The organism is Tenacibaculum halocynthiae, assembly GCF_964512825.1.
GTDB lineage: Bacteria > Bacteroidota > Bacteroidia > Flavobacteriales > Flavobacteriaceae > Polaribacter > Polaribacter halocynthiae.
The window spans coordinates 41,282-59,676 of the sequence record NZ_CAZELG010000010.1 but is presented as its reverse complement, the minus strand read 5'-3'; the positions used below and the strand labels follow the sequence as shown (position 1 = coordinate 59,676).

Sequence of the window (18,395 nt, the reverse complement as noted above, 5' to 3'; positions counted from 1 at the left end):
TGCTCACTTGGGAAATCCCTTCGGAATTTCGCCGTTCGTGATTAATCTAGTAAATTAGTTGCTTGAAACACGCAACTAATCTTATACAAAGCCGTTAGCTTTCATTAAAAAAAATGGATATTAAGAACCAATTCATACTCATTGTAGAAAAGTATTCTCTTAAAAAGAAAGCGTTAGAATCTGTAAAAGGAGAAATAGATGCCTGTATTGAATTTGACAAAGAACTTGGTGTCGATTTCTTAGATGGACATGATAAAGCTGATTTGATATATGAATTTGGGAGATATGAATTCCAAATAGACAAAGACAATACCCCTTTAATTGCTACTAAAATAAATATCTATTCAAAAAAGCTTTACGGACCAGATTGTGACGTACCAATTGGACACTACACAGAATTAACGGATCTAAATGGAGAACATAGAGATGAATTTTTATTTTTAGATTGGTCTCCAATTAATTTTAATATAGATTATCATATAGAACGAATAAATAAACATGTTCCCTTAAGATATTTTAAAAGAAACATTCCAGAGTATGAGTTTGCAACATATATCACTCACATAATATCCTTATCTCAGGGGAAGCAATTTGATTTCGCTACTGTATTTGTAAAAAGGTGTCTAGACTATTTAGAAAAAGATGGAAATAAGGAAATCGAAAAAGAGTATTTAAATGAATGTCTAGAACTATTTCAAGGAGTTTATCATTTCATTAAAAACAACAACTTGATAGAACCTGAAAAGCTAGATAAACATAGAATAAACGAAAGAATAAAAAACGAAAAGCTAATAATGGCTAAAAAATCATAGCTGCCCTGCTGGACAGCAACACTTTTTAGCTGGAACGTAAGTAATTAAAAATGAACTCAATACTTAGTCAAATAGAAGAATTAGATTTTCATAAATTATCCAGAGAAAAATTATCTAAAGATTTTAAAATAGCTTCTGGAATTATTTTTCCTGACCTTACAGAAAATGAAAGAGTATTACTGAATGAAGACTTTGAATATTATTTAAATAACAAAGGAAGAATTTACGTTCACAATACATTTGCAGGTGGAATAATATTTATTAGGGAACCTGAAGTAATTACAGAAATTAGAATTGAATTTGATTCTAACAAAAACGATGCTTTAGCTTCAGTTGAATATGATTCAGAAAATAGAAATTCTCGCAATGTGAAATACAAACCTAATGCTGGAAAAATTGAAAAACAAAAATGGAATATGTTAGGAATATTTCCAAACTTTAATAAACACAAAAACGACATCAAAATAATTCTAATGGCTATTATTGGCAAAATAGTTAAACAAATTTGTGAATACTACAAAGCAGATAGTTGGTTTATGGAATTTGAAAAAGAATTTGAAATAAAGCTTTATTTAGATGGGAAAAAAGAGCTGAAATATGAGGTTAAAATAAATTAAAACTACCCACAACACCATATATAATTTATTGCTAGTAAAACGCTTACTTACGAAAATCCTCGCGGATTTTCTTTGTCAGTATTTATTTACTAAATTAGTTGATTAAACCACGTAACAAACCATATACAAACACGTTACCACACATTAAAAAACACTCAAAATCTAAATATGGGAATATTTAATATTTTTAAGAAAAAAAAGGAAAATTCAATTAACACAACAGAAAATGGAATTTTAAGCCCAACTTTTCTTGAGAATAACGTTGAAAATATAATTAATCCCGAAAAACTTTATTCACACGAATGGAGAAGAAAATTGAAAACAAAATCTGGCGGAAAAATTTTCAGAATAAAATATTACGGAGAACTTCATTCCAAATACAAAAACCTAATTATTCAAACGGAATTTGCACCTTCGAAAATAATTGCTGTTGATGTTTCAAATGAAGAGGAATTTTTATTATTTGACGGTTGTTTTCATGGTTATAACGCAATGTTTTGTGATAAATATTCAGAAGAACAAATAAAAAACAGAAATGCAGAAAATGTATACACTTCTGAAAATGGTAATGAGAGGTTTGAATTAATAATATCAACTTATTACGGAATTGACTACGAGGATGAATTTAGAGAGGGTGTTGATTCAAATGGAAAAATAGAATTGATAAGTGGTAAAAAAATTGACTTTGAAGAAGTGAAAAGAAATGGGTTTGATACTTTACAAATTTGGGGAATTAACGAAAATGGAGTTAAAATAGAAATTGTTTCAGAAGAATTAGCATAATAACGTCTGGTAAAACCGTAGAAATATGAAAACTATGTTAGATTTCTATTGCTATTTGGGAGATAAATTTTTAGGCTATAGAGGATATATGGGAAGTAATTTAGATGCACTCGATGATATGTTAATTGAGATAAGTGAAGAAAGCATAAGAAAAACAAAAATATACTTATTTGATTTTGATAGTTTTAATAAAAAATGAATCAATCAAAAAAGGCTAAAAAAAACAATATAGATTATGGAAGTTCAATACTTGAAATTTTCAAAGACCGCAAACTAAATTATATGATTGTTTAATAAAACATTAGTACTTGGAATAATTTATTTTGTGTTAATTTGATTATGGATTTACAAAATAGATCCCGCTCCAAGTATTTCAACAGCAATTGTAGTTTATGTTCCTCTTGTATTAATAATCAATTTAATAATTGCTGGAGTTCTATACGGTTTAAAAAAGAAAAAATATTTTAAACTGTTTTTAATAAACTCTGTATTTGCTTCTATATTGACTTATTATTTGTTAGAAAGTGGAATTGACAGACATCAAAATAATCAATTAGAAAACTGAATGTTTAAAGAATCGGATACTACTTTCTCCTTAATTAGGTGGAAAAACAAAAAAGAAAAAATTATTGGAATTGAACATTATCAGAATTCAATAAAACCTTGTCTGAACTAATAAAACGCTGTACAACATAATGTATAATTAATTACTATATTTAAGCAAAAATTGAAAAACATAACACTTTAATATAATTTGTAACTGCCAGAAAATTCTCAAAATTTTCTCACCTTACAAATTATATACAAACACGTTGTAATTAATTGAATGAAAATTTGTATACTATTTTATTTTTTAACATCGTTTATTTGTAATGCTCAAGTTGACAGTCTTTTTAAAGATTTTAATAGCAATTTGATAAAGGACTCTATTTCTATATATGATAATCTAAGAAATTTTACTTTAAAACTACCTAAAAAATGGAAAGGAAAATTAGAAGGTGATAATAATAGTTTATGTGTTTATAAAACACCCTATTCTTCCATTTTTAGATTAAAGGGAAGCTCAGCCTATGATGTTCAAGGTAACAGGATTGAAACTGAAAAGAAAGACCCAAAATTCGTTGGAATAGATTATATAGAAACTCAAGAAATAGTAATTTTAAAACACCCGAAAGGAATGTATAAAAAAAATTACTTCATAAATATACATTTCACTTTGAAACTAAAAATAATCCATGGGTTTGGATGTTTTACTTAGCTGCTGATAGAAAACCAACCAAAAAAAGACATTTGTGAAATTAAATATATTATAAAACAATACATACTAGGGCTTAAAAACTAACTATGTATTAAAACACAGCTTAGTCAAAACGAAGTAGGCAATACTAAATATGACATTAGAAGATTTCAAAAAACAAAAATTTGATTTTAAACAAATCTTATGACTAATATGGAGCAATACTAGTTGTAATTAGATCTAGTGTAAACAGAAATGCACATATGAATATAAAAAATAAATGAATAAGTTGAATACAAATAAATTTAATATGAATGCAAAAGGAGCCTTTTTAACTGTTTTTTTTATGTTATCAATAAGCTACTCTTATTGTCAGAAAAATAAAAAAACACCTATAAATAAAAACGTAATTTCAAAAACAACATATTTATCTAATCAAGAACTACAAGATTGGTATCATAAAGATTATGAGAAGGATACAATTCCTGGAATTAGTTTAGATAAATTATATGAATCTAATTTATTGCACGGACGTAAAGGAAAAGAGATAATTGTTGCAGTTATTGATACCAAGATAGATATTCATCATTTTGATTTAAAAGGACAACTTTGGGTAAATAAAGATGAAATTCCTAATAATGGAATAGATGATGATGGCAATGGATATATTGATGATATAAATGGGTGGAACTTTTTAGGTAACCCTAATGGAAAATATTTAAAGTATCAAAGTTCTGAAATCGTACGAATTATTAAAAAATACCAAAAAAAATTTGAATTAAAAGATTCTACTGAAATTAATAAGAACGAATTACCAAACTATAGGTTATACCTAAAAGCCAAGATTGCTTACAAAAATGAAATAAAAGGATTAGAATCCTCTATCCTTTATTTTAAAGGATCTATAAATAAATTTCCAGTAGCTACAAAAACTATACAAGAAATAACAAAAAAAGAAGATATTAATATTAGTCATCTTGAGAAAATACTTAAATCATCGAAAGATTCTACAGTTATTTCACATGCACGCTTTTTAAAGTCTGCAAAGTTAAAAGATCATACAATAGAGTTGTATAAACATTATATAAAGTGGTTTGAAGAAATGCTCAATACTACTTTTGATTTAAACTATAACGAACGAGCAATTATGGGTGATAACTCAAATGACATCAAAGATTCTATTTACGGAAATAATATAGTTTATGGGGAAGTTCCTTTCAATCATTCTATTGTTGTATCAGGAGTTATTGGAGCTAAGGGATTCTCAAAAAACATTAAAATTATGCCAATTGTTATGGTTGCTTCTGGTGACGAACATGATAAGGATATTTCTTTAGCAATTAGGTACGCAGTTGATAATGGTGCTAAAATAGTTAATATGAGTTGGGGTAAAAAACTATCGTTAAATCAAAAATGGATTTTAGAAGCTATGAAATATGCTGAAAGTAAGGATGTACTTTTGGTTCATGGAGCTGGAAATAATGCTTTTAATACAGATTATAACACATACTACCCAAATGATTATTTAAATGATTTAGAGCTAGTTGATAATTTTATTGTTGTTGGAGCAAGCAGTTATGAATTGACCAAAAATCTGAGAGCAAGCTTTTCTAATTATGGAAAAAAGACAGTAGATGTTTTTGCTCCTGGAATAAAAATTTACACCACAAAAGAAGACAACGAATTTAAATTTTCAAGAGGAACATCATTAGCAGCTCCAATGGTGTCAGGATTAGCAGGTTTAATATGGTCTTATTTCCCTAATCTTAAGGCAAACCAATTGAAAAATATACTTATGGAATCAGGTAGTACTTTTCACCTTCCTGTTACCATAATCGATGAAAATGATATAAAAAAAAGCCCCCCCCTTCACTGAACTAAGTAAATCAGGTAAAATTATTAATGCGTATAATGCTTTTTTAATGGCGTCTGAATTACAAAAAACAACCAACAACAAAAAATTAAATGAGATTATTAAATAATAAAAAATATGAAATACCGATCTTGATTTTTTTCATTTTTGGTATGTTTTACAAGCCACTGATTTGTGTTTTAATTCTTGGTTTTTTTACTACAATAATTGGAATAGATACATGGTTTTTCATAATTAACATCCAAAAAAAAGGGATTGAAAGCGTTGGGAGAATATTATACTATGAATCGGACGAAGATAGTCATAAAGTACCAATAATTGAATTTAAAACCAAAAATGGACATCAAATAAAAGAAAAACCATATTATTATGCATCGACTGATTTAAGTATAATTAGAACTTATAAAGAAAAACTTAATAAATCAGTTTCAGTATTATATGACAAAAATAAACCTGAAAAATTTGTTATACTAAATGAAAAAGATTTTAATTATTTTAGTTTAATATTAATTATTTTAGTCGGAATAGTATTCCTAACGATAGGAACTTTAAGTTTATTAAACATTATACAAATTGATTTTTAAATGACTACTACTAACAAAATGAAAAAAAATATCTTTTTTTTAATACTTTTTCTAATTAGCTCTAATAATATTATCTATTCTCAAGATATTCATGATAAACTTTCCACCGAACTTTGTCAATGTCTTGAGAAAAAACAAATAAAAGACCCTAATAAATTGGCTCCATGTTTTGAAGATATAATAATTAATAATATCAAAGAAATAAAAAAACATTACAATGCAGAAACAATTGAAGAAATAAACATGGTGGAAATTGGCAATAAAATTGGTGCTAAGTTAATTTTAGAATGTAAATATGCCTTGAATACATTTACTACTGGCACTATTGGAAATGAAAAGAAAGTAAAAAAACAATCTGACCTAAAATGTAGTAAATTGAGAAAAGGTGAATTTTATTACTTAACGCCTAGTTTAAACCCTAAAGTTTTGGACACAACATTTGTAACAATTTCAAATAATATGTTTCTTGAGCGAATGAAAAATGGAAGAACTTATTCTTTGCTTGAAATAAAATGGAAAAAAAATTGTGAATTTGACTTATTATTTAAAGAGAGTAATGATCCGATTAAGAGAGAAATAAGTAAAAAAGGTGATGTTTACAAATATGAAATTTTACAAAACAATCAGAATTCGGTATTCCTACGATTAAATTGGTTAGGAAAAGATTATCAATTTGAATTATTTAAATTAAAATAACATTTTAGGGCACAGTATCTGTAATTATATAATATTTCTTACACAAAACAATTACTAAAAACTTGCTCCTAAACTTCATATTTTGGAGCTTCATTATCATTTCCTATAACCCCTTACATAAATATTGTATTTCAATTCATTTAAAGCTTTTTTAAGTTTCTGGTTTTTGATAAAAGTTTTAGATGTTTACACTAAAATCTACAATTTTAATCCTTTAACATTCTTTTAAGGGTTTCCCTTTAGCTATATTAGGGTGTTTTTCCTGTTATATAACTCTTTGGATATAATATTTTTATAAAAAAAATATTGTAAAATATATTACTATTACCAAAATAATAATTTCAGAAAACAGGAATAAATACAAAATCAACCTTTATGGAGTATAAAGTTACCTCTGGTGACTTTATACTGTTGTTTTTATTAGTGATGCGAAAAAAAATCAGAAAAAATGGACTATATAATAAAAAAAGAAAAAAATAAACATCTAATAATATTAGTTCACGGATTAAATGGTTCTGATAAAACTTGGAAAGGTAACAAAGAACGTTTCTGTGAAAACCTTATAGAAGAAAATTTTATACAAGATAACTTTGATTTAGCATTATTTAACTACGGAACTAAAATATTAAAGGTTAATTGGATTGCTAGGATAATTAGGTTATTAAAAGGTTTTTTTAGCAACAAACCTAAAGAAGAGTCTAAAAAATTCAATGTAAGTATAGACAAAGTCTCTATGCCTTTAGTTGCTCAACTAAATGGAATACAAGCTCAATACGATACTATTTCATTTATTACACACAGTATGGGGGGATTAGTAACAAAAAACGTATTGACCTGGCTAGATAAAAATATACTAGAAAAAATCTATTTTTTCATGTCTCTTTCAGTGCCTCATATCGGAGCAAGCCTTGCTACAATAGGTTCAAAACTACCTGTATTAGGAAAAAACCCACAAATAATTGGATTACAGGCTATGGGAACATTTACAACATTATTAAATCAAAGATTTGGTAATATAAAAACGTAACCTAAAATTGTTTATCAATATGGTATTTATGACGGCGTTGTTCCTGAGCCATCTGCGTATCCTCAGAATATTCCTAATAATTTAACTATTGCAACTGAAGATGACCATTTCTCAATTGTATTAATAAAAGATAAAACAAATAATATAGTTTATAAACGAATTTTAGATGAATTATATATAGTTACACTTCCTTTTTTAGCATTAGATGTAGGGGTTCCTGAAGGTGTAACATTTAAGTTTTTCATAGAAACAATTGTGAACAGATTAAATACTGTTACTATTAATTTTGTAGGTTTTAAACAAGAAGAACTTCAATCTAAATTAAAACCTATAAATATTAATTCAACCAACTTTAAAGATTTTCTAAAAAAAGTAGGAGAAAACTCAGTAAATAAATTACCTCCATATTCAATATTACAAGAAAGAGGTACATTAAACTTTATTATCAAAACAGATTAATTTATGAGTAGTAAATGCAAATGCCTGAATCCTGAAAAAGGGGGAACAAAATGCCCAACTCAACATATAGCTCTTTGTATTCGAGGTAAAGACAGAGAGTGTTACGGAGAATGTATTCCTATTCCTAGTGAATATAATCACATTTCAGATCGGTTTACTTTTTGGGCTCAAAATGAAGTTAGTGAAAGAGTTAATGAGCATATTTTGAGTAATAAAAAATTGTATAAAGATTTTCCAAATTTTAAAGAGCGATTTAATGAGTTTAAAAAAGAAGGTCATAGAGATATACATCCTAAAGGTTTTGCTAAGTTCAGTAATGAAATTAATGATGAAATAAGAGTACAGTACTCATTTTCTTTTGAGGATAGAATAAATCCATTAGAAGGTGGTCAGAAATTACAAATGCAATAAGACACTAGCTAAATTACGGTGTGTTAAATATAACTTATAAGTAATAAATTAAAACATAAAATTAAACTAACCTTTAGCCGAAAAATTAATCTCTTTTGACATGTTATGCTTCATATAAAAGACCGTAAAACAAAAATTGAATGACAAAAATATTAGGAATATCAGGGTTAATTTTTTCTTTCCTTAGTGTTATTGCCTTGATCGGACCTAATACTCCTATAGGTAATAGAATCCGAAAAATCACATCATTAAATAATAAAAACTTCAACAAAGTTCACAAATATTATTCTCTTTTTGTACTCTATATTAGCATTGGATTAGTTATTACATGCACCTATTTTATTTTGATTTATTTTAGCTTCTTCACTGTTCAAAAGTTCATCTTTAATGTTCTTTATATGGGTTGTATATTATTTATTATACTAATTATAATAAATATAAGATCAACTATAATATTTAACTATGAAAGGTTATTTTTAAAATTTTTCTTCCCTTTTTTATCTTTCATATTAATACTAATTGGCACACATACCATTATAGATACCAAATTTAATAATGGAGATTTAAACGAAATCTACACGAAGTTTAAATTAGATGACGGAATTACTTTAATTCCTATAGATACTCTTAATGCAATAGAATTAAGAAATTATTTTTCAGATGAATACAAGCTTAATGCAGGGATTATATTGCTTAATGAACTAAGAAGCGAAAACAACTTTAAAATAAATTTTAAAAAACCAATTAAAACAAATTCACCTACTATAAACAAAATACAAAATGAATGTTCTAAGCTTGTAAATAATTCAAAACTTGATAAAGACTTCCTCAAAAGAATTGACGAACAAGTATTATTTATTAATAATCGAAAAATAAGGAAGCTGTTCAATATATTCCCTACTCAAATAAAACCAAATTATGTTTCGACCAATTTAATATATCATTACTCAAAACAATTCTCAAGTTTAGCCAAAGGAAGTAAAATATATCTTACTTTAGGTTATTTAAATTTATTGAATAACGTAGGTGTAATCGGCATATACATTTTATTTACATTGATCCCATTATTTTCAATTATCTTAACAAATAGAATAAATGCTTATAATAATAAATATGAAAATAAAAACACAGATCAACATAGTTTATTTTTCATGTTTGTTTCTGTAATTGGGTTTTTAATAGCAATATGGAGTTTAATTTAATTATAGCATTAAGTAAGTATGATTGCATATCCTCTTCAATAGACACAATGACATACTACAAATCATTAAAATTCTACCTCATCAACATATAAAACTAACTCTTAAACTTCATATTTTGGAGCAATTTTTTGTTTATTATAACTCCGCTTTCCCATATTATTCTTCGTTAAAATTAAAAAATACCTATCGGTAGGTATTGAACTAATTGATTAACTTTTATAATTTAGTCCAAGATAAATTATATATATACCGGTACATATATTCTATTGTTGAAAATGATCTTACTATAAATTCAAAAATCAAGAAAGAATGAGTGAAATTGACAAAAGAATCCAAGAAAAAATAAAGAAAAAAGAAGCTTTACTAAAAGAGAAGATTGAAGCTTTACAAAAATCAGCAAAGAGCAGAATAGATGATTTAGAAAAACCAGATCCAAGTGACTTTGAAGCTGCAATTGACTTACAATTTGACATTAAATGGAAAATTACTTCCATCAAGTTTGATATTCCTAAATTCTCAATGGAGCTTGAAAAAATTAGCTTTGATATTCCAGAAGTAAAAATGGAAACCGAAAAAATTAGTTTTGATGTGCCAGCAATAAGAATGAAAAGGGCTTGCCTTTTCAAAAAACCCGAATTTCATGGTTTTCCACCTAAAGTTTACATGAAATGTGTTTATGGTAATAAGCCTGAGGTATACACTAAAAGAGTTGAATTTAAAACGGATATTCCTAAATTTAGTTCAAAGAGAATTGAAATAAAATTTGACAAACCAGTCGTAAAGATGGAAACGATTGAAATAAAAATGCATTTACCTCAATTTTATTTAACATCTGTTGAAGGAGAAATTAAAAACTATTCTGAAGATGTACAAGAAATAGGGAATGATATGAATTCTGAAGCTAAAAAACTATCAGATAATTTCAGTAATGAAATAAATACAGAATTAAAGCAAGATATTAAAGACCTTTTTGATGAAATTCAAAGTAGCTTAATAAAATCTAGAGAAGAAATATCAGTCAACTATAATACTGGTATTACTAATATTAAAACATCTATTAAAAGATTAAAAGAAGCAAACGCAACAGACAAAGTTAAAGAGCTTGAGTCGCAACTTGCTTTATTGATTACTGATTTTGAAAATGCCCTCAAAACTATTGACGAAAACCTAGAAGACCTAGCAAAGGAAGAGTCAGAAGTATTTATGAATTTTAGTGTAAATATATAAGCAATTTACAACATTACTTATAAAATAGTAGTTCAGTATAACCTCTAACGAATTGTACTGTTCTACTATTTTTTTAGTATTTAAAAACCTACAAAAACAAAAAAGCCTCACTATTTCTAGTGAAGCTTTATGTGAGCCCTGAAGGATTCGAACCTTCGACCGCCTCCTTAGAAGGGAGGTGCTCTATCCAGCTGAGCTAAGAGCCCGTAGTTTTTATGTTTCTACGAAAACAGTGTCGGGGTGGCAGGATTCGAACCTGCGACCTCCTCGTCCCAAACGAGGCGCGATGACCGGGCTACGCTACACCCCGAAAAGCCATCTTAATTGCGGAGAGACAGGGACTCGAACCCTGGCGACAGTTACCCGTCGACAGATTAGCAATCTGCTCCATTACCACTCTGGCACCTCTCCTTGCGATTAGAAACTCAATGTATGAATTTCAAATTGCGAGTGCAAATCTAGTACTTATTAAACGTTCTCACAAACTTTTTTGATAAAAAAAATCACTAATCTGGATACTCAACACGTAAGTGATAGATATTCATTAACTTATTCTTAATAATTTTTTTTATTTTTTCTATTTCTCTAAACGTAATATCAGAATTTCTAAACTGATTCTCGTTTTTTTGCTTCTCTATGATCTTATCAATTAAATTATCTATAGATTGTGCTGTGGGTTCTTTTAAACTCTTAGAAGCAGCTTCTGCAGCATCACACATCATTAAAATTGCCGTTTCTTTTGAAAAAGGGATTGGTCCTTGGTATTGAAACTTCTTTATATCAACCTCAGTATTTGGGTTGTTCTCTAATTCCTTTTTATAAAAATAGTAAGTTACATTCGTTCCATGATGTGTACGGATAAAATCTATTATTCTATCTGGTAAGTTATTTTTCTTCGCTATCTCTATTCCTTTAATCACATGATCTAAAATAATGCGAGCACTATCTTTTGCTGATAAATCATTGTGCGGGTTCACTCCTGTTGATTGGTTTTCAGTAAAATACATTGGATTTACCATTTTACCAATATCATGATACAAAGCCCCTGTTCTTACCAACATAGAGTTCGCTCCTATTTCATTCGCAGCAGCTTCTGCTAAATTAGCCACTTGCATTGAGTGCTGAAATGTTCCTGGTGCTTTTTCATTTAACTCTCTTAATAATTTAGAATTGGTATTTGATAACTCTAATAAAGTTACATCAGAAACTAACCCAAAAACCTTCTCGTAAAAATAAATAAAGAATACAGCTAAAAATGACAACAATCCGTTGGCAGCAAATAATCCGAAATACAAAACACTAATTTTATCAGCATTCCCTTCTTTTATAATTGAAAAAGCAAAATACGTAAGCATGTAAATAAGTGTTATTTGCCCTATAGATATAAATAAGTTTGCTCTTTTATATAGTTCAGAAACCGTTAAAATTGTTACAATCCCTGCTATAATATGTAAATAAATAAACTCAAAACTATTAGGAACGATAAAACCTAATAACAAAACGGTTAATACATGTGTAAATAAGCCCAATCTTGCATCAAAAAAAGCTTTTAGTACAATGGGAAGGATACTCAATGGAACAACGTATAAATAATCTGAATTTGTTTTTACAACCATTGTTTGAACTAAAATCATAATAAAAACATTGAAAAAAATAAAGGTTACTTTATTATTATCATTGTAAATATCATTACGGTATCGCAACAAAAACAATAATAGCATTAACAAGGCTAATGACACTAAAACAGCATATCCAAAAACAATCCAATTGTAATTAGATTTTGACCAAATTGTAGATTGAGATGCTAACTGATATGATTTTAACACATTGTACCTCTTCCCTTCTACAATATCTCCTTTTAAAATTATCAATGCTCCTTTTGATACTTTTCCTTTTGTATACGATATATTTTTTAGTGCTTCTTCTTTTCCTTTATTTGTAAACTTCTCATCAAATGAAACATTAGGTCGCACTACGTTCGCAATTACACTTAGTATTAGTTGTTGCTTAAATTGGCTTAAATCTTGAATTTTACTATTAATTGTTGGCAATACTTCTTTCGATTCAATAAATTTAGAAAACAATACATCTTCAATAGAATTTCCTTTTCTTAATACAATAATTTCATCGCTATTACTGGCGTATTTCACAATGCTTCCACTGTCAATAAATCCGTATTGGTAAATTAAGTTTATAATTGATCTTCCTCTTTTTGCTATAACAACCACATCATCTATTACTAAAGAGTCCGAGGGTTTTATCTTTTTTAACTGTTCTTTAAACTCTAAAGCAACTTCTTGTTTTATAGCTTCATCATAAACAAAATACTTTTTTGCCTCATTTAATAACACTTCTTTTTCTACTTCAATTTCCTTTTCACTTTTATGAATAGCAAAATCAAACGGAGCATATAAATTATCATACTGCCAAGGTTTACCTGAAGAAAAATCGTATTTAAACTGCCCTCCTTTAGGAAATAAATATACAATGGCAGTAGCTGTAATTAAAAACAATAATACCTTATAAATAATAGCATTGTTTTTATATAATTTGTTAATGATTTTATTCATTTTTTTGATTTAAAATGTAAAGATAACCTTTCTGTATTATTTGAGTACTTGCTATAAAATGGTTATTTTCGCAAGACAAAATTTAACGTAAATATACATTCAAGATATGAAAGAAGTAGTAATCGCATCTGTTGCAAGAACTCCAATAGGAAGCTTTTTAGGAACTTTATCTAAAATACCTGCCACTAAACTAGGGGCTGTAGCTATAAAAGGGGCTTTAGATAAAATTAACTTGAAACCTGAATTGGTTGAAGAGGTTTTTATGGGAAATGTGGTTTCTGCTGGATTAGGTCAAGCTCCTGCTCGTCAAGCTGCAATTTTTGCTGGAATACCTGATGCTGTACCTTGTACTACTGTAAACAAAGTATGTTCTTCTGGAATGAAATCTATTATGTTAGCTGCTCAATCAATTGCTTTAGGTGATGCTAGTATCGTTGTTGCTGGAGGAATGGAAAACATGAGTATGATACCTCACTACCAACATGCTAGAGGTGGCTCAAAATTTGGACCAATCAAGATGGAAGATGGTATGCAAAAAGATGGTTTAGTTGATGCCTATGAGCAAGTTCCTATGGGAGTATGTGCTGATGAATGTGCTACTGAATATAATTTTTCAAGAGAGGATCAAGATGCTTTTGCTATAGAGTCTTATACTAGATCTGCTAAAGCATGGAGCGAAGGAAAGTTTTCTGATGAAATTGTTCCTGTTGAAGTTCCACAAAGAAGAGGTGAACCTTTAATTTTTTCTGAAGATGAAGAGTATAAAAACGTAAAAATGGAAAAAATTCCTGCATTACGTGCTGCTTTTACAAAAGAAGGAACTGTTACTGCAGCTAATGCTTCAACAATTAATGACGGTGGTGCTGCTTTGGTATTAATGTCTGCTGAAAAAGCAAAAGAATTAGGAATTACTCCTTTAGCAAAAGTAACAGGATATGCAGATGCTGCTCATGAACCTAAATGGTTTACTACTGCTCCTGCAAAAGCTTTACCAAAGGCCTTAGCAAAAGCTGGAGTTTCTATTGATGATGTAGATTATTTTGAATTAAACGAAGCTTTCTCTGTTGTTGGATTAGCAAACATGAAAATCTTAGGATTATCATCTGATAAAGTAAACGTAAATGGTGGTGCTGTTTCTTTAGGACATCCATTAGGTGTTTCTGGAGCAAGAATCATTATAGCATTAACTTCTATTTTAAAACAAAACAATGCAAAAATTGGTGCTGCTGGTATTTGTAATGGTGGTGGTGGTGCTAGTGCAATGGTTATTGAAAGAATTTAATTTTTTAAAAGCACATTTATTAATGTTTGGAGTTTGTAACCTTAGTATTGTTCCTTTACGTTTAACTGCTTCTGATACTTCTGAAATGGTAAACCAAGTTTTATTTGGTGAACATTTTACAATATTAGAAAAACATAAAAAATGGAGTAAAATAAAACTGTTTTTTGACGGTTATGAAGGCTTCATAGACAACAAACAATACAAAGAAATACCTGAAGAAAGTTATCAGTTTCTATCTGAGAGTAAACAATATTACGCTGGTGAGTTGATTGATTTTATTACAGATAATAAAAACAACTTAACTACAATACCTTTAGGTGCACATCTTCCATTATTCAAAGATAAAAAGTTACAAATAGGTGAGCGAATTTTCACTTATGAAGGCAACGTTTGTTACACAAAACTATCAAAACCTTCAATTATTGAGACTGCTTATTTATTTTTAAATACTCCTTATTTATGGGGTGGTAAATCTCCTTTTGGAATTGACTGTTCAGGTTTTACCCAAACAGTTTATAAACTTTGCGGACATCATCTTTTACGAGATGCTAGAGAACAAGCTACCCAAGGTGAAGTGTTAAGTTTTATAGAAGAAAGTGAACCTGGTGATTTAGCTTTTTTTGATAATGATGAAGGCCATATTACCCATGTTGGTATTATTATGAATGATTATAATATTATTCATGCCCATGGAAAAGTTCGAATTGATAAATTAGACCATAGCGGTATTTACAATGTAGATACTCAGCTACATACTCATAAACTAAGAGTTATTAAACGATTTATATAAAACAAAAAAAGGGTTGAAAATTTCAACCCTTTTTTTTATTCACTTATTTATTTTTATTCATCGTCAAACTCAGTCCTAGTTTCCACAGACTTTTCTCCTTTTTCAATTTTAATAACAAGCTTTTTATCTTTCTCATCTAAATCCATAAAAATAGCATCTCCTTCATCTAATTTAGCACTTACTATTTCTTCAGCTAAAGCATCTTCAATATATTTTTGAATAGCTCTTTTTAATGGTCTAGCTCCATATTGCTTATCAAATCCTTTGTCAGCAATATAATCTTTCGCTTTTTCACTTAATGTTAAATGATACCCTAAATCTGAAATACGGTGTAATAACTTGTCTAACTCGATATCAATAATCTTATGAATATCTTCACGCTCTAAACTATTAAAAATTATTACATCATCAATACGGTTTAAAAACTCAGGTGCAAAAGATTTTTTCAAAGCTCCTTCAATAATACTTTTAGCATGAGCATCTTCTTGATCTTTCTTAGAAGAAGTACCAAAACCAACTCCACCACCAAAATCTTTCAACTTACGAGCTCCAATATTTGAAGTCATAATTATAATGGTATTTCTAAAATCAATTTTTCTTCCTAAACTATCAGTAATAAACCCGTCGTCTAAAATTTGAAGCATCATATTAAAAACATCAGGATGTGCTTTTTCAATTTCATCTAAAAGTACTACTGAATAAGGTTTTCTTCTAACTTTTTCAGTTAACTGACCACCTTCTTCATATCCAACATATCCTGGAGGCGCACCTATTAAACGAGATATCGCAAACTTCTCCATGTATTCACTCATATCAATTCTAATAAGAGAATCTTCTGAATCAAATAATTCTTTAGAAAGCACTTTAGCTAACTGTGTTTTACCTACCCCAGTTGAACCTAAAAATATAAATGACCCAATTGGCTTGTTTGGATCTTTTAATCCAACTCTGTTACGCTGAATAGCTTTTACCACCTTGGTTACAGCCTCATCTTGACCTATTACCTTTCCTTTTATCAAGTTTGGTAATTCTGCCAATCGACTACTTTCTGCTTCGGCTACTCTATTAACAGGGATACCAGTCATCATAGAAACCACTTCTGCAACATTATCTTCAGTTACAGTTTCACGATGTAATTTAGAGTCTTCTTCCCATTGATTTTGAGCTGAGTCTAAAGCTGTTTCCATATTCTTCTCATCATCACGCAACTTAGCAGCTTCTTCATATTTCTGACCACTTACAGCTTTTGTTTTACGATCTCTAATCTCCTCTAACTTAGCTTCTAATTCTAAAATTTGTTGTGGTACTACAATATTTGTTATATGAATACGAGATCCTGCTTCATCTAATGCATCAATAGCTTTGTCTGGCAAGTATCTATCCGTCATATAACGGCTTGTTAACTTAACACACGCCTCAATAGCTTCATCTGTAAAATTCACGTGATGATGCGCTTCATATTTACCTTTTATATTATGTAAAATTTGGATAGTTTCTTCTACAGTAGTTGGATCAACAATTACTTTTTGGAAACGACGTTCTAAAGCTCCATCTTTTTCTATATTGGTACGATATTCATCTAAAGTAGTAGCCCCAATACATTGAATTTCTCCTCTAGCTAATGCTGGCTTTAACATATTTGATGCATCTAAAGAACCCGTTGCTCCTCCTGCTCCAACAATTGTATGAATTTCGTCAATAAATAAAATGATATCATCATTTTTTTCCAACTCATTCATTAACGCTTTCATACGCTCTTCAAATTGTCCTCTGTATTTTGTACCAGCTACTAAACTTGCCAAATCAAGTGAAACAATTCGCTTATCAAATAGAATTCTAGATACTTTTCTATTAACAATTCGTAAAGCTAATCCTTCAGCAATTGCTGATTTACCTACACCTGGTTCACCAATTAGCATTGGATTGTTCTTTTTACGCCTACTTAAAATTTGTGAAACACGCTCAATTTCTTTTAATCGACCAACTACAGGATCTAACTTATCAGCTTCTGCCAAAGATGTTAAATCACGCCCAAAATTATCTAAAACTGGTGTTTTAGATTTTTTCGTCTGCTTTCCTCTAGGTGTTTGCTGCCCAAAAGGATTTGATTTCTCATCAGAAAACTCATCATCTGAAGGAGTTTCAGCTATTGGATCTGAAGAAAAATCTTCAACATGTAGCTCTTTATATAATGCTTTAGCTTGCTCGTAATCGATATCATACTTTTGCAACAACTTGGTTGTTGGATCATTTTCATTGCGTAAAATACACAACAACAAATGAGCCGTATCAATTGCATTACTTTGATATAATTTAGCTTCTAAAAATGTAGTTTTTATAGCTTTCTCTGCTTGTCTAGTAAGATGTAAGCTCTTTTTTTGATTATTTCCTATTGAAGGAGATGAGGGGTTTAGTTTTTCTAGCTTATTACGTACCAAATCTAAATCCACATCAAATGTAGTTAAGATTTCAATACCTTTACCGTCTCCTTTTCTTATTAATCCTAAAAGCAAATGTTCTGTTCCAATAAAGTCGTGCCCTAAACGTAGTGCTTCTTCTTTACTGAAAGTTATCACATCTCTAACTTGTGGTGAAAAATTATCGTCCATAAATTTAATTTGTGTCTGTGTAAAGTTAGTGAGATTTTTTTACAAAAAATTACAAAAAAGGTGCCAATAACATTTTAATGACATTCTGGCTTTACAAAAAGACGCAGATTTTAACAAAAACACATTAAATTATTGTTAAAATTGTTAATAACTATGGTTAAAACAACATTAACAAATTTTGTGTAAAACTTGGCTTTATTGTATCTTGCAATGATT

18 protein-coding genes and 3 tRNA genes (1 of these 21 cut by a window edge) are annotated in these 18,395 nt (G+C 28.9%); 16 read left to right on the top strand and 5 right to left on the bottom strand.

Features of this window, described 5'->3' with window-relative positions:
* From ACKTTQ_RS02605 to ACKTTQ_RS02540, 14 genes are all read left to right on the top strand, one after another.
* Positions 1–41, top strand: partial view of an STM3941 family protein gene (locus ACKTTQ_RS02605; RefSeq protein ID WP_408048318.1) — the 3' portion only. It extends 538 nt beyond the left edge of the window; 41 of the gene's 579 nt are visible here — the last part of the coding sequence; its start codon lies off the left edge, out of view; it ends in the stop codon at positions 39–41.
* Between the two features lie 72 nt (positions 42–113).
* On the top strand, positions 114–812 hold the full coding sequence (locus ACKTTQ_RS02600; RefSeq protein ID WP_408048317.1) for a hypothetical protein: 699 nt from the start codon (positions 114–116) through the stop codon (positions 810–812).
* Between the two features lie 50 nt (positions 813–862).
* The gene (locus ACKTTQ_RS02595) at positions 863–1,429 is read left to right on the top strand and encodes a hypothetical protein (protein WP_408048316.1); all 567 of its coding nucleotides are present in this window, start codon (positions 863–865) and stop codon (positions 1,427–1,429) included.
* A 168-nt stretch (positions 1,430–1,597) separates the two neighbouring features.
* On the top strand, positions 1,598–2,212 hold the full coding sequence (locus ACKTTQ_RS02590; RefSeq protein WP_408048315.1) for a hypothetical protein: 615 nt from the start codon (positions 1,598–1,600) through the stop codon (positions 2,210–2,212).
* 25 nt (positions 2,213–2,237) lie between these two features.
* Entirely contained in the window at positions 2,238–2,411 is a 174-nt protein-coding gene (locus ACKTTQ_RS02585; protein ID WP_408048314.1) for a barstar family protein, read from the top strand.
* Positions 2,412–3,038: 627 nt separating this feature from the next.
* On the top strand, positions 3,039–3,470 hold the full coding sequence (locus tag ACKTTQ_RS02580; RefSeq protein ID WP_408048313.1) for a hypothetical protein: 432 nt from the start codon (positions 3,039–3,041) through the stop codon (positions 3,468–3,470).
* 259 nt (positions 3,471–3,729) lie between these two features.
* Positions 3,730–5,325, top strand: coding sequence for a S8 family serine peptidase (locus ACKTTQ_RS02575; protein ID WP_408048312.1), 1,596 nt, complete (start codon positions 3,730–3,732; stop codon positions 5,323–5,325).
* Between the two features lie 89 nt (positions 5,326–5,414).
* Positions 5,415–5,906: a DUF3592 domain-containing protein gene (locus ACKTTQ_RS02570; RefSeq protein WP_408048311.1), complete on the top strand. Its 492-nt coding sequence runs from the start codon at positions 5,415–5,417 to the stop codon at positions 5,904–5,906.
* Positions 5,907–5,924: 18 nt separating this feature from the next.
* A complete protein-coding gene (locus ACKTTQ_RS02565) occupies positions 5,925–6,602 on the top strand; it encodes a hypothetical protein (RefSeq protein WP_408048310.1) in 678 nt (225 codons plus the stop codon).
* A gap of 448 nt (positions 6,603–7,050) precedes the next feature.
* Positions 7,051–7,629: an esterase/lipase family protein gene (locus tag ACKTTQ_RS02560; RefSeq protein ID WP_408048309.1), complete on the top strand. Its 579-nt coding sequence runs from the start codon at positions 7,051–7,053 to the stop codon at positions 7,627–7,629.
* A 255-nt stretch (positions 7,630–7,884) separates the two neighbouring features.
* Positions 7,885–8,088, top strand: coding sequence for a hypothetical protein (locus ACKTTQ_RS02555; protein WP_408048308.1), 204 nt, complete (start codon positions 7,885–7,887; stop codon positions 8,086–8,088).
* Between the two features lie 3 nt (positions 8,089–8,091).
* Entirely contained in the window at positions 8,092–8,499 is a 408-nt protein-coding gene (locus tag ACKTTQ_RS02550) for a hypothetical protein (protein WP_408048307.1), read from the top strand.
* Between the two features lie 398 nt (positions 8,500–8,897).
* A complete protein-coding gene (locus ACKTTQ_RS02545) occupies positions 8,898–9,701 on the top strand; it encodes a hypothetical protein (protein WP_408048306.1) in 804 nt (267 codons plus the stop codon).
* Between the two features lie 309 nt (positions 9,702–10,010).
* A complete protein-coding gene (locus tag ACKTTQ_RS02540) occupies positions 10,011–10,928 on the top strand; it encodes a hypothetical protein (protein ID WP_093871758.1) in 918 nt (305 codons plus the stop codon).
* A 132-nt stretch (positions 10,929–11,060) separates the two neighbouring features.
* On the opposite strand, the gene ACKTTQ_RS02535 is transcribed toward ACKTTQ_RS02540, so the two are convergent.
* The 4 genes from ACKTTQ_RS02535 to ACKTTQ_RS02520 all read right to left on the bottom strand — a co-directional run bounded on the left by ACKTTQ_RS02535 (position 11,061) and on the right by ACKTTQ_RS02520 (position 13,498).
* A tRNA-Arg gene (locus ACKTTQ_RS02535) sits at positions 11,061–11,134 on the bottom strand.
* A 29-nt stretch (positions 11,135–11,163) separates the two neighbouring features.
* Positions 11,164–11,238: transfer RNA gene (locus tag ACKTTQ_RS02530), tRNA-Pro, on the bottom strand.
* A 17-nt stretch (positions 11,239–11,255) separates the two neighbouring features.
* A tRNA-Ser gene (locus tag ACKTTQ_RS02525) sits at positions 11,256–11,339 on the bottom strand.
* A gap of 95 nt (positions 11,340–11,434) precedes the next feature.
* A complete protein-coding gene (locus tag ACKTTQ_RS02520; RefSeq protein ID WP_408048305.1) occupies positions 11,435–13,498 on the bottom strand; it encodes an HD family phosphohydrolase in 2,064 nt (687 codons plus the stop codon).
* A gap of 106 nt (positions 13,499–13,604) precedes the next feature.
* On the opposite strand from ACKTTQ_RS02520, the gene ACKTTQ_RS02515 reads away from it, so the two are divergent.
* A complete protein-coding gene (locus tag ACKTTQ_RS02515) occupies positions 13,605–14,780 on the top strand; it encodes an acetyl-CoA C-acyltransferase (protein WP_299136772.1) in 1,176 nt (391 codons plus the stop codon).
* Between the two features lie 22 nt (positions 14,781–14,802).
* Positions 14,803–15,570 (top strand): C40 family peptidase, encoded by a 768-nt coding sequence (locus tag ACKTTQ_RS02510; RefSeq protein WP_408048304.1) that lies wholly within the window; start codon positions 14,803–14,805, stop codon positions 15,568–15,570.
* A gap of 53 nt (positions 15,571–15,623) precedes the next feature.
* On the opposite strand, the gene ACKTTQ_RS02505 is transcribed toward ACKTTQ_RS02510, so the two are convergent.
* Positions 15,624–18,179: an ATP-dependent Clp protease ATP-binding subunit gene (locus tag ACKTTQ_RS02505; protein ID WP_093871762.1), complete on the bottom strand. Its 2,556-nt coding sequence runs from the start codon at positions 18,177–18,179 to the stop codon at positions 15,624–15,626.
* Positions 18,180–18,395: the final 216 nt, after the last annotated feature.

Coding starts and splice junctions, on each gene's coding strand:
- ACKTTQ_RS02570 (WP_408048311.1), top strand. CDS start 5,415: ATGAGATTATTAAATAATAAAAAATATGAAATACCGATCTTGATTTTT.
- ACKTTQ_RS02510 (WP_408048304.1), top strand. CDS start 14,803: ATGTTTGGAGTTTGTAACCTTAGTATTGTTCCTTTACGTTTAACTGCT.
- ACKTTQ_RS02515 (WP_299136772.1), top strand. CDS start 13,605: ATGAAAGAAGTAGTAATCGCATCTGTTGCAAGAACTCCAATAGGAAGC.
- ACKTTQ_RS02600 (WP_408048317.1), top strand. CDS start 114: ATGGATATTAAGAACCAATTCATACTCATTGTAGAAAAGTATTCTCTT.
- ACKTTQ_RS02520 (WP_408048305.1), bottom strand. CDS start 13,498: ATGAATAAAATCATTAACAAATTATATAAAAACAATGCTATTATTTAT.
- ACKTTQ_RS02560 (WP_408048309.1), top strand. CDS start 7,051: ATGGACTATATAATAAAAAAAGAAAAAAATAAACATCTAATAATATTA.
- ACKTTQ_RS02585 (WP_408048314.1), top strand. CDS start 2,238: ATGAAAACTATGTTAGATTTCTATTGCTATTTGGGAGATAAATTTTTA.
- ACKTTQ_RS02550 (WP_408048307.1), top strand. CDS start 8,092: ATGAGTAGTAAATGCAAATGCCTGAATCCTGAAAAAGGGGGAACAAAA.
- ACKTTQ_RS02590 (WP_408048315.1), top strand. CDS start 1,598: ATGGGAATATTTAATATTTTTAAGAAAAAAAAGGAAAATTCAATTAAC.
- ACKTTQ_RS02545 (WP_408048306.1), top strand. CDS start 8,898: ATGGGTTGTATATTATTTATTATACTAATTATAATAAATATAAGATCA.
- ACKTTQ_RS02580 (WP_408048313.1), top strand. CDS start 3,039: ATGAAAATTTGTATACTATTTTATTTTTTAACATCGTTTATTTGTAAT.
- ACKTTQ_RS02595 (WP_408048316.1), top strand. CDS start 863: ATGAACTCAATACTTAGTCAAATAGAAGAATTAGATTTTCATAAATTA.
- ACKTTQ_RS02565 (WP_408048310.1), top strand. CDS start 5,925: ATGAAAAAAAATATCTTTTTTTTAATACTTTTTCTAATTAGCTCTAAT.
- ACKTTQ_RS02575 (WP_408048312.1), top strand. CDS start 3,730: ATGAATAAGTTGAATACAAATAAATTTAATATGAATGCAAAAGGAGCC.
- ACKTTQ_RS02505 (WP_093871762.1), bottom strand. CDS start 18,179: ATGGACGATAATTTTTCACCACAAGTTAGAGATGTGATAACTTTCAGT.
- ACKTTQ_RS02540 (WP_093871758.1), top strand. CDS start 10,011: ATGAGTGAAATTGACAAAAGAATCCAAGAAAAAATAAAGAAAAAAGAA.